The organism is Floridaenema fluviatile BLCC-F154, from assembly GCF_041929135.1.
Classification (GTDB): Bacteria; Cyanobacteriota; Cyanobacteriia; order Cyanobacteriales; family Aerosakkonemataceae; genus Floridanema; species Floridanema fluviatile.
In genome coordinates this window covers 1-15233 of sequence record NZ_JBHFNS010000018.1, presented here as the reverse complement: position 1 = coordinate 15233, position 15233 = coordinate 1, and the positions used below count along the sequence as shown (strand labels likewise).

General features: G+C 38.7%; 16 protein-coding genes and 1 pseudogene. 13 read left to right on the top strand and 4 right to left on the bottom strand.

Going from position 1 to position 15233, the window contains the following annotated elements:
* Positions 1 to 108 precede the first annotated feature (108 nt).
* On the top strand, positions 109 to 1971 hold the full coding sequence (locus ACE1B6_RS02965; protein ID WP_413255743.1) for an AAA-like domain-containing protein: 1863 nt from the start codon (positions 109 to 111) through the stop codon (positions 1969 to 1971).
* Between the two features lie 94 nt (positions 1972 to 2065).
* Positions 2066 to 5518, top strand: coding sequence for a GAF domain-containing protein (locus tag ACE1B6_RS02960; protein ID WP_413255742.1), 3453 nt, complete (start codon positions 2066 to 2068; stop codon positions 5516 to 5518).
* Between the two features lie 69 nt (positions 5519 to 5587).
* Here the strand turns inward: ACE1B6_RS02960 and ACE1B6_RS02955 are convergent, their stop codons facing one another.
* A complete protein-coding gene (locus ACE1B6_RS02955; protein ID WP_413255741.1) occupies positions 5588 to 5824 on the bottom strand; it encodes a hypothetical protein in 237 nt (78 codons plus the stop codon).
* Between the two features lie 279 nt (positions 5825 to 6103).
* Entirely contained in the window at positions 6104 to 6676 is a 573-nt protein-coding gene (locus ACE1B6_RS02950) for a response regulator (RefSeq protein ID WP_459562962.1), read from the bottom strand.
* A gap of 133 nt (positions 6677 to 6809) precedes the next feature.
* Between ACE1B6_RS02950 and lipA the strand changes: the two genes are divergently transcribed.
* Together lipA and psaX are read left to right on the top strand one after the other, a co-directional pair.
* Complete coding sequence (lipA, locus tag ACE1B6_RS02945) at positions 6810 to 7751, top strand: lipoyl synthase (RefSeq protein ID WP_413255739.1); 942 nt, start codon at positions 6810 to 6812, stop codon at positions 7749 to 7751.
* A 566-nt stretch (positions 7752 to 8317) separates the two neighbouring features.
* Positions 8318 to 8449, top strand: coding sequence for a photosystem I protein PsaX (gene psaX / locus ACE1B6_RS02940; RefSeq protein WP_413255738.1), 132 nt, complete (start codon positions 8318 to 8320; stop codon positions 8447 to 8449).
* A 46-nt stretch (positions 8450 to 8495) separates the two neighbouring features.
* On the opposite strand, the gene ACE1B6_RS02935 is transcribed toward psaX, so the two are convergent.
* The gene (locus ACE1B6_RS02935; RefSeq protein WP_413255737.1) at positions 8496 to 9368 is read right to left on the bottom strand and encodes a branched-chain amino acid ABC transporter permease; all 873 of its coding nucleotides are present in this window, start codon (positions 9366 to 9368) and stop codon (positions 8496 to 8498) included.
* A 126-nt stretch (positions 9369 to 9494) separates the two neighbouring features.
* Between ACE1B6_RS02935 and cowN the strand changes: the two genes are divergently transcribed.
* The 3 genes from cowN to ACE1B6_RS02920 are packed head-to-tail and all read left to right on the top strand — an operon-like array spanning position 9495 to position 10366.
* Positions 9495 to 9794, top strand: coding sequence for a N(2)-fixation sustaining protein CowN (gene cowN / locus ACE1B6_RS02930; RefSeq protein WP_413255736.1), 300 nt, complete (start codon positions 9495 to 9497; stop codon positions 9792 to 9794).
* Positions 9795 to 9845: 51 nt separating this feature from the next.
* The gene (locus ACE1B6_RS02925; protein WP_413255735.1) at positions 9846 to 10124 is read left to right on the top strand and encodes a DUF305 domain-containing protein; all 279 of its coding nucleotides are present in this window, start codon (positions 9846 to 9848) and stop codon (positions 10122 to 10124) included.
* Positions 10125 to 10177: 53 nt separating this feature from the next.
* Positions 10178 to 10366 carry a heavy-metal-associated domain-containing protein gene (locus ACE1B6_RS02920; protein WP_413255734.1) on the top strand — a complete coding sequence of 63 codons (189 nt, stop codon included), beginning with the start codon at positions 10178 to 10180 and terminating at the stop codon, positions 10364 to 10366.
* A 167-nt stretch (positions 10367 to 10533) separates the two neighbouring features.
* Here ACE1B6_RS02920 and ACE1B6_RS02915 read toward each other — a convergent pair.
* A pseudogene (locus ACE1B6_RS02915) lies at positions 10534 to 10825 on the bottom strand (acetamidase/formamidase family protein); the annotation flags it as partial.
* Positions 10826 to 10993: 168 nt separating this feature from the next.
* On the opposite strand from ACE1B6_RS02915, the gene ACE1B6_RS02910 reads away from it, so the two are divergent.
* The 6 genes from ACE1B6_RS02910 (at position 10994) to ACE1B6_RS02885 (ending at position 15031) form a co-directional block, all read left to right on the top strand.
* Complete coding sequence (locus tag ACE1B6_RS02910) at positions 10994 to 11866, top strand: urease accessory protein UreD (RefSeq protein ID WP_413255733.1); 873 nt, start codon at positions 10994 to 10996, stop codon at positions 11864 to 11866.
* A 136-nt stretch (positions 11867 to 12002) separates the two neighbouring features.
* Positions 12003 to 12305, top strand: a complete 303-nt coding sequence (gene ureA / locus ACE1B6_RS02905; protein ID WP_413255732.1) for an urease subunit gamma — start codon at positions 12003 to 12005, stop codon at positions 12303 to 12305.
* 39 nt (positions 12306 to 12344) lie between these two features.
* Complete coding sequence (locus ACE1B6_RS02900) at positions 12345 to 13328, top strand: FkbM family methyltransferase (protein WP_413255731.1); 984 nt, start codon at positions 12345 to 12347, stop codon at positions 13326 to 13328.
* A 65-nt stretch (positions 13329 to 13393) separates the two neighbouring features.
* Positions 13394 to 13708, top strand: a complete 315-nt coding sequence (locus tag ACE1B6_RS02895; protein ID WP_413255730.1) for an urease subunit beta — start codon at positions 13394 to 13396, stop codon at positions 13706 to 13708.
* A 24-nt stretch (positions 13709 to 13732) separates the two neighbouring features.
* Complete coding sequence (locus ACE1B6_RS02890) at positions 13733 to 14407, top strand: Coq4 family protein (protein ID WP_413255729.1); 675 nt, start codon at positions 13733 to 13735, stop codon at positions 14405 to 14407.
* A 111-nt stretch (positions 14408 to 14518) separates the two neighbouring features.
* On the top strand, positions 14519 to 15031 hold the full coding sequence (locus ACE1B6_RS02885; RefSeq protein WP_413255728.1) for a hypothetical protein: 513 nt from the start codon (positions 14519 to 14521) through the stop codon (positions 15029 to 15031).
* The last annotated feature ends 202 nt before the right edge of the window (positions 15032 to 15233 follow it).

The following is a 15233-nucleotide window of genomic DNA, read 5'->3' as shown; positions in this document are numbered from 1 at the left end:
ATTTATGGACAATAATTCTAAATTTTTGTTATACTAATCCTGATTGCTCAGGGTGGACTTAGATTATAAAATTTAACCAAGTAGCAGCGTAGGAACTAAGTTAGTTGTATGGACGTTGAGCAAGCCTTGGAATTTGTAGATAAGTTAGTCTACGATGATGCGGGAAAGTATCTGAGTGATTTAGAGAGAAAGGTTTTTATTGGTTCTTGGCAAGGATTAACTTACGAAAAAATTCATCCAGAACATAGGGAATACGTAGAAAAGGATGTAGCTTTTAGACTATGGAAAAAGTTGTCTAAGGTTTTGGGTGAAGAGGTCAAGAAAAAAAATTTACAAGGTGCAATAACTAGGGCATATAAAGCGAGAAATTCGCCATCCGAAGATAACTCTTTTGTAGCAAGAATAGGCACAAGTAAAAGTTTTTTTATTAGTTACCATCATCAACAACCGGACGCTAGTTTAGTTAGAGATTTAGAGCGATCGATCGCTGAATTAGGCGGACAATCATACAAGTTTCCTCTCAATTTTAATAATGCTGTTGCCCTAAATTCTGATTCTTACCAAGCGGAAGCAGATTGGTTTGCAGAGATTAATCAGAAATTGCAACAATCTGATTATTTTTTGCTACTTTTATCTCCTGAATCAGCTGTAAGTGAAATGGTGATTGAAATTTTACGACGGGTGCGGGAGTTGCGCGATCGACAACAAAATAATCAACTAACATTATTAACGATTCGGGTAAATTGCCCAACTAATACTATTTTAAATCATGATTTACGTGGCTACTTAGAGGAAGTGAGACAGCGGGAATGGAATTCTCCTGCTGATACGCCTTGTTTGCTGGAAGAAATCAATAGTTTATTCTCAGGAAAAACAGTCAAATGGGAAAACTCTCCATCTCTATCTAATTACAAAGTTACACCAGGAATTCCTTTACCAGTAGCCGAACCAGAAATTCCTAGCGGACAAGTACGCCTAGCTTCAGCTTTTTATGTAGAAAGAGTTCCTTGTGAAAATCAGTGTTATTCAGCTATTTCTCAACCTGGGGCGTTAATTCGGGTTAAAGCACCCAGACAAATGGGCAAAACATCTTTAATGGCGAGAGTTTTGTATCATGCGGAAGAAAAGTTAAGTTATCGTACAGTTCCCTTAAGTTTCCAGTTAGCAGATACGGAAGTTTTTACGGATTTAAATCAACTTTTAAGATGGTTTTGTGCCATAATTTCCCGCAAACTGGGTTTAGCTTCTCAGCTAGATAAATTTTGGACTGATACTTATGGTAGTAAGGACAATTGCACGATTTATTTTGAAGATTATTTGTTACCAGCTGCCAATAGTGCGTTAGTTTTAGGTTTGGATGAAGTCGATCGGGTTTTCCAATACCCAAAAATTGCTGATGATTTTTTTGGGTTGTTACGTGCTTGGTTTGAAGAAGCGGGATATGGTAGCGGTGACAGCAATCTTTGGGGAAAATTGCGTTTAGTAGTCGTACATTCCACAGAAGTTTATATACCTTTAAATGTTAATCAATCGCCGTTTAATGTGGGTTTGCCTATTGAATTGCCAGAGTTTAACTTTGAGCAAGTGCAAGTTTTAATTGAGCGACATCAATTAAATTGGCAGACCAGTAAAATTGAACAATTAATGGCTTTGGTTGGCGGACATCCTTATTTAATTAGGTTAGCACTTTATCGCATTGCTCAACAGGAAATTACTTTAGAAAAGCTGTTAGAAACTGCCCCGACAGAGGCGGGTCTTTATAATGACCATTTGCGAAGGCATTTATGGAGTTTGCAACAACATCCCGAATTAGCAGATGCTTTTGCTCAAGTAGTGACGGCGGACACACCTATAGAATTGGAATCTGTGCCAGCATTTAAATTACATAGCATGGGATTGGTGAAATTCCAGGGAAATCAAGTAATTCCCCGATTCAATTTGTATCGGATTTATTTTCGCGATCGCCTCTGAACAAAAATTAAATATCGATCGGTAGAATGGTGCGTTATGTTAGCACTAATTTACTTGACAGTAAGCGGTGTTCTCTACTCATTAATAAACCAGAATGATTACTACGGCAAACTCAACCTACACTTATAAAGTTGGCGGACATTTACCTTTAGATGCACCGAGTTATGTTGTACGACAAGCCGATCGAGAACTTTATGAAGGTTTAAAAGCTGGTGATTTCTGTTATGTTTTGAATTCCCGACAGATGGGAAAAACTAGCTTGAGAGTGCGAACAATGCACAAGTTGCAAGCGAAAGGTTTTGCTTGTGTAGCGATTGATTTAAATAAAATTGGGAGTCAGGATATCACGCCGGATCAATGGTATGCGGGAATTATGCGGCGGCTATTAACTAGCTTTCAACTAACAGAAAATATTCATTTACAAAGTTGGTTGCGCGATCGGGCTTTTCTCACTCCTGTACATCGCTTAAGTGAATTTATTGAACAAATACTTTTAGAATATGTTAAACAAAAAGTCATTATTTTTATTGACGAAATTGATAGCGTATTGAGCCTAAATTTTCCCACAGACAATTTTTTTGCTTATATTCGTTCTTGCAATGAACCAGACAACCGCATTACTTTTGCTTTACTAGGTGTAGCTACTCCATCGGATTTAATTCAAGACAAAAAAACGACACCTTTTAATATTGGACGTGCCATTGAATTACATGGCTTTCAAATAGAAGAAGTGCAGCCTTTAGCTGAAGGTTTATCTCATAAAGTATGTCGTCCTCAAGCAATATTAGAAGCTGTGTTAGATTGGACGGGGGGACAACCATTTCTTACCCAAAAATTGTGCAATTTAATTTATAGTTTGGAAGCTGATATTCCTACAGGTGAAGAAGAAGAATTTGTCAAAATGTTGGTGCGATCGCGATTAATTGAAAATTGGGAAGCCGGAGATGAACCACCACATTTAAAAACTATTAGAGATCGGTTATTGACAATTAGTAAAAGGTCGCGATCGCTACTCAACATTTATCAAAAAGTTTTGCAGCAAGAAGAAGTTATAGCCGATGAAAGTACAGAACAAATAGAATTACGTCTTTCCGGTTTGGTAGTTAAACAACAGGGAAAATTAAAAATTTGCAACCGCATTTATGCCGAAGTATTTCACCATATTTGGGTAAGTAAAACTTTAGCAGAATTGCAAGCAGACTTTATCCAGGTTGTTGAGGCTCAAGAACAAAAGTTACTTTCTATGTTAGATGCAATGGAAGGTAAAGCTTTTGAATTTATTCTTAAAGAAATACTTGGCTCAATTACCAAAAAATTAGGTGAATTAATGAATGCCGATCGCACTAGAATTTTCTTCATTGATGAAGAGAATCAAGAACTTTGGTCAATTACTGCGACCGATCGATGTGGTCAGCAACCAGAATTAGAAATTAAGGTCAACAAACAAACAGAAAGCATAGTTATTAACTTCAAAAAACTTATTAATCAGCCCTTTAAATTTGGCGATGATGATATTAATTTTACCGCAGATTCATCCAAAGATAAAACTTTTTATCCCATATACAATAGATTAGTTTTACCCTTGTTTAATGAACAAAAAGAAGTAGTTACTGTTGTCCAATTAATTAATAAACTGAAGCGACATAATCATCCCCGCACCTCATTATCAGAAAGAATCGATCATCAAGGTTTTACAGAAGGAGATGAAAGACAATTTGCAGAATACGCACCCAAAATTCGCCAAATTTTACAAAAGTGCCAATTATTTTATAAACAAACTCAAAAAGTCCAAGCATTAAAAGCCTTAACCGAAGCTACAGTCTCTCTTTCACAAAGTAGTTTAGACTCAGAAGCTACTTTAACTAGAGTCATGGAAGAGGCAAAAAAATTAATGAATGCCGATCGCAGTACCCTCTGGCTTTTAGATCGAGAAAAAAACCAACTTTGGACAAAAATACCCTTTGAAAATGGCGAAATTAAAGAACTTAAAGTCCAGGTTGGACAAGGTTTTGCTGGCAAAGTTGCTCAAACAGCTGAACCTTTAAATATTCCTTTCGATCTTTACAAAAATCCCGATTCTGCCACCGCACAAAACACAGATCAAAAAACTGGATATCGAACTTGTAGTTTGCTATGTATGCCAGTTTTTAGCCCAGATGGAGAATTACTTGGGGTCACTCAATTAGTTAATAAAAAAAGATTGGGTGACTTTCCTAAATATAACCCAAATGATTGGCCTAAAGCACCAGAATGTTTTCAAGCCAGCTTCGATTCTCAAGATTTAAAATCGATGAAAACATTTAACGAACAAGCTGGTGTAGCTTTGCATAATGCCAAGAAATTTGAAGCCTTAAAAGAAGAGTTAAAAAATCAGCCAAATAACGTGGTAACGCAAGCTTTAGCGGTACTTACTAGCGTTATGGATATTCAAGGCTGTGATGAAATTATCGATTCTATCTTGCGAAGAATTACCTTAAAAATGGGGAAATCTTTAAATGCCGATCGCACAAGTATCTTCCTATTAGATGAGGAAAAAAACGAATTTTGGTCAATTGTTGCCGAATCAGATAGCGATGATTTTCTAGAAATTCGCATTCCCACTAATAAAGGTATTCTCGGTGAAGTAGCAGCTTCTAAAAATGTGATTAATATTCCCTTCGATTTTTATGAAGATACTCGCTCAATTACAGCTAAAGAACAAGACAAAAAAAATAACTATCGTACCTATACAATGTTAACTTCACCGCTTTTAAATGAGCAGGGAAATTTAGTAGCCGTTGTCCAATTACTGAACAAATTAAAGCCGGGAGTTTCTAAAAATAAACCTTTAGCCGAAAAGATCGATCGCCAAGGTTTTACTATTGCTGATGAACAACGCTTAATGAAGGATTCCCAAGAAATTAAAATAGTTTTAGAAAGCTTCCGTTCCTATCATAAAACAGCCCGCGGTCAAAGAGTAGCTGCCGCTTTAATAGCTGCCACCCGCACTGTTAGTAACGGTAGCATGGAAATCAAAGAAATTCTCCAAAGGGTAATGGAAGAAGCGAAAAAACTTACCAATGCCGATCGCAGCACCCTCTGGTTATTAGATAATGACGAACGAGAACTATGGACAGAAATTTTGTTTGACGATGGTTCCTTTAAAGAAATCAAAATTAAAGTTGGACAAGGTTACGCTGGTAAAGTTGCCGAAACCAAAAAAGTATTAAATATTCCCTTTGATTTGTACAATCACCCAAACTCAGAAACCGCCAGAAAAACCGATCGACAAACAGGTTATCGCACTTGTAGTTTACTCTGTATGCCCGTATTTAACCCTGATGGAGATTTGATTGCTGTCACCCAACTAATTAACAAAAGAAAGACCGGAGATTTTTCCGAATTCTCCCTAGCTCATGATTTAGAAGTACCAAATCAATTTCAAACCAGTTTTGATGAAAGTGATGAGAAATATATGCAAATTTTCAATAATCAAGTGGGAGTAACCTTGCAAAATTCTAAGCTTTTAGAAAAACTAAAAGGTTATTTAGCACAAAATCATGCTTAAACTTTGTGAGGAAAAGAGGAGAAAAATCGCTCATTTTCTCCCCTGTTCCCCTGATCCCCTGCTCGTAGCTTACTGAGGTATGCGACTCATAATTCTTCTTTGACGTTCAGCCGCTTTCTCATCATTTTCTGGTTCAGAATGAAGCGGAACAGCGGCAATAATATCCGAGAAATGGTTAATATCTTGTTCGATTCCTGCTAGATTAAGCTCAACATAATCAGGATTTGCCGGATCGGAAGCAACTTTAGAGTCAAGAAAACCAGAATCTTCAAAATTTGCGGCTGATTTATGAGAATTTAATACCATTTTCTTGCCTCCATTTAAATGGAAAAACTACTATCAATACTGCTGAGTTAAAGTGGTTTAATTCGGTGAAAAAGACTGTATGGAAAAGCTACACAACCGGGAAAAAATTACTCAAGTATTACTCTGACAACCCAACTTTGATTATATAACTATCTTGCGGGAACTTATCTGGTTTAGCGATCGCTAAAACCGAGGAAATAATTAAATTAATCAAAAAACTAAGTCTAGCAGCGTCCCATGACCGCTAGACTCAGGGAAATAATTATTTAACAATGGCTGCTACTTTAATTTTTGCTTAATAAAAGCCATAATTTGAGCCTGTTGTTTCTTCAAAGCTTCTATCTCAGCGTGCAACTTAGCAACTTGCTGTTTCAAAGCTTGAATTTCCCCTGCACCAGCACCATCGCCAGTGGCAGCGGCTGTGGCAGCGGCGGGTGCTGCTTTGGCGGCGGGTGCTGCGGCGACTCTCAGCTTTACCTTTTCCATAGAACTTTTTAAAGCCGCCATTAGTTGCTTTTGATCGAAGGGCTTAACAAGAAATTCGACAAATTTAAAAGAAGCATCGGGAATTTTAGATGTTACTTCTTCCTTACGCCCTGACATTACTACTAAGGGAATCTTGCGAAGTTCTGGTTGTTTTTCCAACTCTTGATAAACATCCCAGCCACTCATTTTCGGCAAGATGAAATCTAACATAATCCAATTTGGGCGTTCCTTCTTGGCAAGGTTGAGTCCTTCTACACCATCTTTGGCTTCTACAATCTCAAACTTACCCGCAGGTAACATATCTCTTACCGTTTTACGGATCACTCCGCTGTCATCAATAACTAAGATTTTGTTTGGCACGACCAATTCCTCTAATAGGGACTATATTACGTTTGACGAAACTTGCCTCTTAATCATAATGCCAGTTTAGCCAAAGCTCTACAATGTGCGTCATGCTATTTATTAAGAGTTCTGTTAACCTTTAATTCTTCCATTAATCATGCCTTTTGAAGCTGACCCAACAGTTGTATCTAATTTTGTCAGTTCGGAAATGCGATCGGAAATTGCAGCAATGCCTCCTTGGTTAAGACAGCGAGGCATTGGCAAAGCTAGCGAAATTTCCACAGTACAACGAATCATTAAACAAAGACAGATTCATACTATTTGCGAAGAAGGGCGTTGTCCAAACCGTGGCGAGTGCTATTCGCAAAAAACCGCAACTTTTCTGTTAATGGGGCCAACCTGCACCAGAGCTTGTGCCTTTTGTCAAGTAGATAAAGGACACGCCCCCATGCCTCTCGATCCCCAAGAACCGCAAAAAGTTGCGGAATCAGTGCAATTGTTAGGGTTACGTTACGTGGTGCTGACTTCAGTTGCTAGAGATGATTTGCCCGATGGTGGTGCAGGTTGGTTTGTCGCCACAATGGAAGCAATTCGCCAACTCAACCCAGCAACGCAAATCGAAGTATTAACCCCTGATTTTGGGGGAGGACAAGGGGATTCCGAAATTTCGCCTGAAGAAAAGCAATATCGGCGAGTTGCCACTGTAGTTAAGGCAAAACCCGCTTGTTACAACCACAATATTGAAACAGTGCGACGGTTGCAAAACCCTGTACGTCGGGGGGCAAAATACGATCGCAGTCTCCAAGTTCTCAGAATCGTCAAAAATCTTGACCAAAACATCCCGACAAAATCAGGATTGATGTTAGGACATGGGGAAACCGAAGCAGAAATTATGGAAGCAATGACCGATTTAAGGGCAGTAGGTTGCGATCGAATTACTCTCGGTCAATATCTCCGCCCTTCCTTAGAACACCTACCCGTACAGAAATATTGGACACCAGAAGAGTTTGCGCGACTAGGTGCGATCGCCCAAGAACTCGGCTTTTCCCACGTCCGTTCCGGCCCCTTAGTGCGAAGTTCCTACCACGCTGGGGAGTAGGGGAGATGGGGTAAGAGAGTTTGATGATTTTCCTTTGTTTGCCTGACAATAAATTAGCCTTGCCCTGCTCCCGATCTCTTCCTCCCAGTCCCCAGTTCCCAGTCCCCTTTGTTAAGAGACGAAAAGATTTATATCGGTTTGTACCAAAGAGTAAGTTTCTTTGGTATTGTAAAACTTTCCTTGATTTATAGTCTCTGATTCAGACTATTGTATTTGCTTATTAACTTATTTATGGCTCTTTTACAGGGTCGATGATCTGATTTACAAGGTTCACCCCATAAGGTCAGTAAGCTACCTCTGACTTCATAAGAACTTAAGTTAAAGCCTCTATGAGACCTTTAAATTGATGGGTAAATCAGGGAGATAACTAAATAATAAAAGGCCAATAAGTAAGTGAAAGCAGGGAAGGAAAGAAAAGCAGTCCCAAAAATCATCAGGATGATGGGATAGAGGGTAAGTAGCTACCCATTTAGGTACAACCTAATCAAGCTAAGACCTGAGATATTTGTCTATGGTTTTAGTAGCTATTCCTTTATAGAAGTCTCATCTTTTAGGAGCTAAACCAGATGGCTAGCAAAACAACTGATGCTGTAACTAAAACTGGCAAACCACCTTACCCATTTCGTACAGGTTGGGCGCTATTCCTGTTGGCAGTTAACTTTCTAGTAGCTGCCTATTATTTCCACATTATTGAGTAACGCAGTTTTGGTTTTTTGAACTGATAAAATCGATCGTCAGTGCTGCTTATAGCGTGCCTTTGAATAAACCTTGGGGACGAATCAGCAGTACGACGATCATCATTAAAAGTGCTACACCTAATTTGTACTCGCTACCCAAGAAAGGAACGCTGAGTTCTTGAACTAAACCGATAACTAGGGCACCTGCGATCGCGCCGTAAGGGTTGCCAATACCGCCCAAAATTACCGAAGCAAACATCGGCAAAATCAAAAACCAACCCATATTCGGGCGCACAGCGGTAATTAAACCATACATTCCCCCGCCCAAAGCCGTTAAACTACCAGCAATTACCCAAGTCCAAATTACAACTCGCTCTACATTAATGCCTGTAACGCGAGCTAAGTCAACATTATCGGCAACTGCTCGCATTGCTTTGCCAATTTTGGTATTTTGCAGGAGCAAATGTAACGCCACAATTGCTAAAATTGCCAAAATTATTACCAAGATGCGATAAAAAGCAATTCTGATCCCAAAAAGATTAACTGCGGAAACCACAGGCAAAGCGTAAGATTGATTGCTACCGCCCCAAATAAAAATGATGCCGTTGCGGATAAATAAAGCTAGCCCGATCGAAATAATAATTAAGGTAGTGGAAGTGGCACGGCGATCGCGCATTGGCGACCAAATCACTTTTTCCGAAACTAACATTGCTGCCACTGTACCGATCGCTCCTAACATCATCGACAGCCAGATATTGATTCCAGCCGCAGTATTTGCTAACCAAGTAAAATAAGCCCCCAGCGTCATAAAGTCGCCATGAGCAAAATTGGAAAGTCGTAAAATTCCGTAAGTTAACGTTAACCCAACTGCTGCTAGGGCAATGACGCTACCCACAGCAATTCCATTGACAAATAATTGTGCAGTTTGTTGCAGATCCATAATTTAAAGTGAAATACCCTAACAAAAATTTCGGGAGTGTTTGCTGATCATGCCTGAAATTGGCTATTACTTTCGCATCATCATGTAATGTACTACAATTTTCAGCGAAATAGATATTCCTACGCTATGTCATCCACGAATCAACAACCAGATAGATACGTTTCCTTTGAAGGCATTGATTGTTATCAGAATGCCTATAATGTGTTGGAGCGTGTTTTGAATATTGTGCAAGACTCCAATAAGTCGAATAAGTTCTGGGAAATCTTTGTCCAGAAAATCCCAGAAGCTTATTACAACAAAACTCACACTGAAGAATTAATTTATCTAGTTTGCTCTCATATTTATTACATTGAAGAACTGTTTGAAAATAATCACGACAGCGTAGGCTTAGAAATGCTGAAAAAAGCCGAATTTGAATGCTGCTGAGAAAGATTACCAAATTATGGCTATCAAAATACCAAAGTAACCTATCATCCAATGATGCGGGATTTAAATAATCTCAAAGGTGATGATTTAGATCGAGCATTTTTAGAAGATATGCGAATGCACCACATGGGCGCAGTTATGATGTCTCATCAGCTATTAGGAAATAATTTAGCTAAACATAATGAAGTCAATCAACTAGCGTCAAAAATTAGTATTAGCCAACGGCAAGAAATTCATCAAATGCAAGCTTGGCTAAGAAGTTGGTTTAATGCTGGTGGTATGGGCATGATGGGTGGAGGAAATCCGCGTTTTGGTGGACGTTGGATGTAATATTAAACAGTTAGATTAAGTAACTGAAGACCTGAAACAGGAGTAATTTGAAGATGGAATTAAAAGTTCCCAGCATGGCTTGTTCTGCTTGTGGTGATACTATTACCAAAGCGATTAAAACAGTCGATCCTAACGCTGTGGTACAAGCCGATCCGAAAACTAAGTTAGTGAATGTAACAACAGAAAAACCAGAGACAGAAATTCGGGAAGCGATCGCCGCTGCTGGCTATCCAGTTAGCTAAAAACTAAATTTATTACAACAAAAAAGAGGTTATTGTTAACCTCTTTCTTATTTCTTAAGTTTGTAGTAGCGACTTTAGTCGTACATTCCTCGCCTAAAACGACTAAAGTCCTGACAACGTACCTTTTTTTTAATGCCCAATCATCCAAGGTCGATCGTGATGATGATTAAAGTTCCCACATCTAAAATGTCAACAATCAGAATATCTCCGGGTTGAGCACCGTTGACATGAATTGGCCCACTTAATACATGAACTACCGTTAAATCAACATCTTTGACATCGTTGGGATTGTCATTATTGCCAATCTGTCCATCTGTCCAATCTTTACTTCTATGCGAAATACAGCCCCCGGATTAACAGAAACTATTGCCGGAATATCAGGATGCCAACGATTATGTCCGACTAAGCTTGTTCGGTAAATGGCTTGTTCAAGTCTACTTTGAAGAGAACTTCAGGCATAGTATTCCCCTGACTGGTTAAACTTTTTTCTTGCTATTTGTCCCGCAGATTGGCTGATTAATTTTGCCTTTTAGCTGCCCTTAAGTTAAAGATAACTATACTCGACATACTGTTGTTTTATGTTAATATTTAAATTCTGGTAAAATTCTCAATACTGATTAATATAAAGTGGACAATAACACTACTGAGAAAATAGCTGGTTCTTTATCTTCTGGATGGCAGGGAAAAGTTAATTTAGTTTATGCCGATCGCCAAAACACTACCCAACTAATTCACAATTTAGCGATCGCACCGCTAAAAGTACAAAGACCTTTTTATCCCGAAGGTACAGATTTTTGTCACAGCGTAATTTTGCACACTGCGGGGGGAATGGTGGGAGGCGATCGGCTTTTTTTCGATGTTCAATTACAACCAAATGCTAAAGCTTTAATTACCACTGCTGCTGCGAGCAAAATTTATCGCAGCAACGGCTTACAAGCGAAACAAAATATCCAAATTAAAGTAGATTCTGGCGCTTATTTAGAATGGCTACCCCAAGAAAGTATTATTTTTAATGGGGCAAATTATCGGCAAGATTTGCGCGTCGAATTAGCACCGAAAGCCACTTGGTTAAGTTGGGAAATTACCCGCTTTGGACGTAGCGCCAGAGGTGAAAAATTCTTAACTGGAGAATGGCGCAGTTACACAGAAATTTGGCGACAAAGAAAACCTTTGTGGATAGATAGACAATGGCTACCAGCAGGGGAAGAAATTATTAATAGTCCTCATGGTTTAGCCGGACAACCAATAGTTGCTAGTTTGGTTTGGGTAGGCGAAAAAGTCTCACCGGAAATAGTGGAAAAAGTACGAGAACTTTGGCAAAATCAACCTATTTTTTCCAATAAGGGAGAAGCAGGAGTTACCCAATTAACGGAAGGTTTATTATGTCGATATCGAGGTGCTTCCAGTATTGAAGTGAAACATTGGTTTAAACAAGTTTGGCATTTGTTGCGACTGCATTTTTGCGATCGTCCCAGTTGTCCACCCAGAGTTTGGCAGTAAAAAATGATGAGGTACTTTGTGGCGCTTCAGCGATCCGATCGAGGTCTGAAGATTTCATGAAAATTAATTCAGAATGATTGCTAATTCTGCTACATTCTAAAAAGTACTATTGAAAAATTCTCACCAGAGTTTAACCATGCAACTGACCCCACAAGAAAAAGATAAACTGTTAATTTTCACCGCCGCCTTGTTAGCAGAACGCCGCAAAGAAAGAGGGTTAAAATTAAACTATCCCGAAGCAGTCGCCTACATTTCTGCTGCTATTTTAGAAGGTGCTAGAGATGGTCGTACTGTAGCAGAATTAATGAGTTATGGTACAACCATACTCAGCAAAGAAGATGTCATGGAAGGAGTAGCAGAAATGGTGCATGAAGTACAAGTGGAAGCTACCTTTCTTGATGGAACAAAATTGGTGACTGTGCATCACCCAATCCAATAACTAATACTCAGAATTTATTCATCATTCGGAAGTAAGATTATGTCAACTTTTCTCGCCAGTTTAAAAAGGAGTGGTCATTTAGATGACATGACCATGACTATTTTTAATGTTGGTTCTCGGAAAGTCAGCAGTCAAGATGATTATGGTAGTCAAGATTGGGGAATTTTTGCCCCTAATCTCACCATTTATGCTTTTGATGCTGATGCTGATGCTTGCAATATTGCTAATGCAGATTTAGCATCTCGACAAGTAAATTGGACAGAAAAACATATTCCTTTAGCCTTAAGTGACACTGAAGGAGAAGCAACTCTTTATGTTACTAATCATCCCATGTGTAGTTCGCTATTTCCCCCAAATGAAGCTTATATTAGTCGGTTTAGCGAGTTAATAGAATACATGAGTTTGGATTTTAGTATAGATATTGAAACGACAACTATTGATGCTTTTTGTCAGGCAGAAGGAATTACAGAAATTGATTTTTTAAAAGTGGATGTGCAAGGAGCAGATTTAAAAGTTTTACAAGGAGCAAAAGAAGTATTAGAAAGTAGTGTTTCCGTAATTCAAGCGGAAGTGTTATTTTGCGAATTATACCAAAATCAACCTTTATTTAGCGATATAGATAGGTTTTTGCGAGAAAGAGAATTTACCCTTTTTAGTTTACCTGTAGCTTTTCGTCATCGCCAAATTTCGCCAATTGTTTCTGAAGTTAATCCCGGACAATTACTTTGGGGAGATGCTCTTTATATTCGAGATTCACTGGAAGAAAGAGTGAATAAAAGTTTAAAAGAACCGGATAAAATCCTAAAATTAGCTTGCATTGCTGATATTTTGAATTTTCCTGATTATGCCTTAGAATTGCTGGAATATTTAACTTTAAATTTTGGAAAAAACCCGAAGTATAATTGTGCTAATAATATTCTAGAAAGTTTGAGTCAATTTCCAGAGTTAGTTCAACAAGGTTTAGATTCCTTACCTGCGATCGCCAAAATTCAAGATTATTTAAGTCCTGAAAATAGAAATTAATTTGCGATCGCTCAATCCAAAAAAACTTCCCAAACTAACATATTTATTAATTTGAGGAGAAGAAAATGATTCCCGGAGAAATCATCACACCAGAAGGTGAAATCGAACTAAATGCAGGTCGTTATACTCGAAGAATGTTGGTAGCAAATAAAGGCGATCGACCCATTCAAGTTGGTTCACATTTCCACTTTTATGAAGTCAATGAATTTCTGGAATTCGATCGAGAACAAACTAAAGGAATGCACCTGGATATTCCTGCGGGTACAGCAGTACGCTTTGAGCCTGGAGACGAAAAAGAAGTAGTGTTAGTACCTTATGTTGGAAGTCGGGAAGTATATGGTTTTAACGGCAAAATTAATGGGAGTCTACCAACAACATAAAACTAGCAAATCAAAGGATTTTTTATGTTTCTCAAAGATAGACAACGCCGCAATATTGACTACTTGCAAACTTTAAAAGGAGTAGTTGCTCTTTTAAGAGATCCCGGACAAACTGATTCGGTGTACGATGTTGAAGAAGGTCTACGTAATATTAAAGCGGTGCAACTATCTGTCGATTTTGTTAAATCAAAACCAGAAGTAGCCGCAATCATTGAAGAACGTTATCTAGCACCTGAACCAGATATGGAAGCACTCCTAAAATTACCTGAAGAATCATTAGGATATGCTTACGCCTCCTATCTAAAAGAAGCAGGATTTGACCCTAATTTTTATCGGAAATTAGAAGTAGTAGATGATGCCAGCTATATGTTTTTAAGAATTCGCCAAAGTCATGATATTTGGCATATAGTTACAGGCATGAACACTGATGTAATTGGGGAATTAGGATTAAAAGCATTTGAATTAGCCCAAACTCGTAGACCAATGTCACTTGTGTTATTAACTGGTGGTTTAATGCGAACATTGTTAAGTTCCCCAGAAGATTTGGATCTTTTATTAGATCGGATTGCTGTCGGCTATAGAATGGGAGCCAAAGCTAAACCTTTTCTGGCGCAAAAATGGGAAGAAAATTGGGAAAAACCTTTAGCAGAATGGCAAGCAGAATTAGGTGTTGAACCAACTCCTGTTTATGTTCCTTAATATATTTTGGGTGGGCATTTAGCCCACTCTTTACCAAGTAAAAACTAACCTAGTATCAGTGGTATAATTCTGAAATTATCATCAATCCTGAAAGGTAATTAGGATAACAAAATGAGTAATAACCTTCGGAATTTACTAATTGGTGCTGGTGTGGCTGCTGTTGGTGGCATTGGCACTAAACTAGCAGTAGATTATTTTCGTAATCGTGGTCAAGAAGAACCCGCCCCAGAAGGAAATGAAGATGTAAAACCTTCTTCAGCACAAGAAGTGGCTTACGCTACTGTAGAACCTGGATCGGTTCAAGGTTTTTTAGATGCTAGTTTTGGTAAACCTGGTCGTTACGTTCCCACTCGCCCACCAAAAGTTTTTGAATATCAAGACCAACAATACATGGTAATTTGGGCTTACGATAACGATAAGAGCAAAAATCAATTGTTAGCCTTTAAATACACCGATCAAGGTCGGAAAATGGTTGCTAGTGTGGGATATACTGCTAATGCTACTGACTACAATATTAGTTTAGATGGCACAAATTTAGCGATCGAAGTTAATGGCAAACAAATCACATCAGGTCAAGGTCAAACTGATGGAACTGACGAAGTTGATTTAGTGCCCGCTGGTTAATTAATACAAAAGGTACGTTGTGGGGGGGTGTGGGGCCCAAAACACAGGCCCCCGACAACACCCCCACACAACAACCCACCCAACCCAACACTAACAAGTCACCAAACACTCTTCTGAATTGTTTCTCTGTGGGTGTGTGGGCGTTGGCGCGTTTCTCTCCCCCCCACCCCCCCCACAACGTACCTTTTGTATTAATTAACCA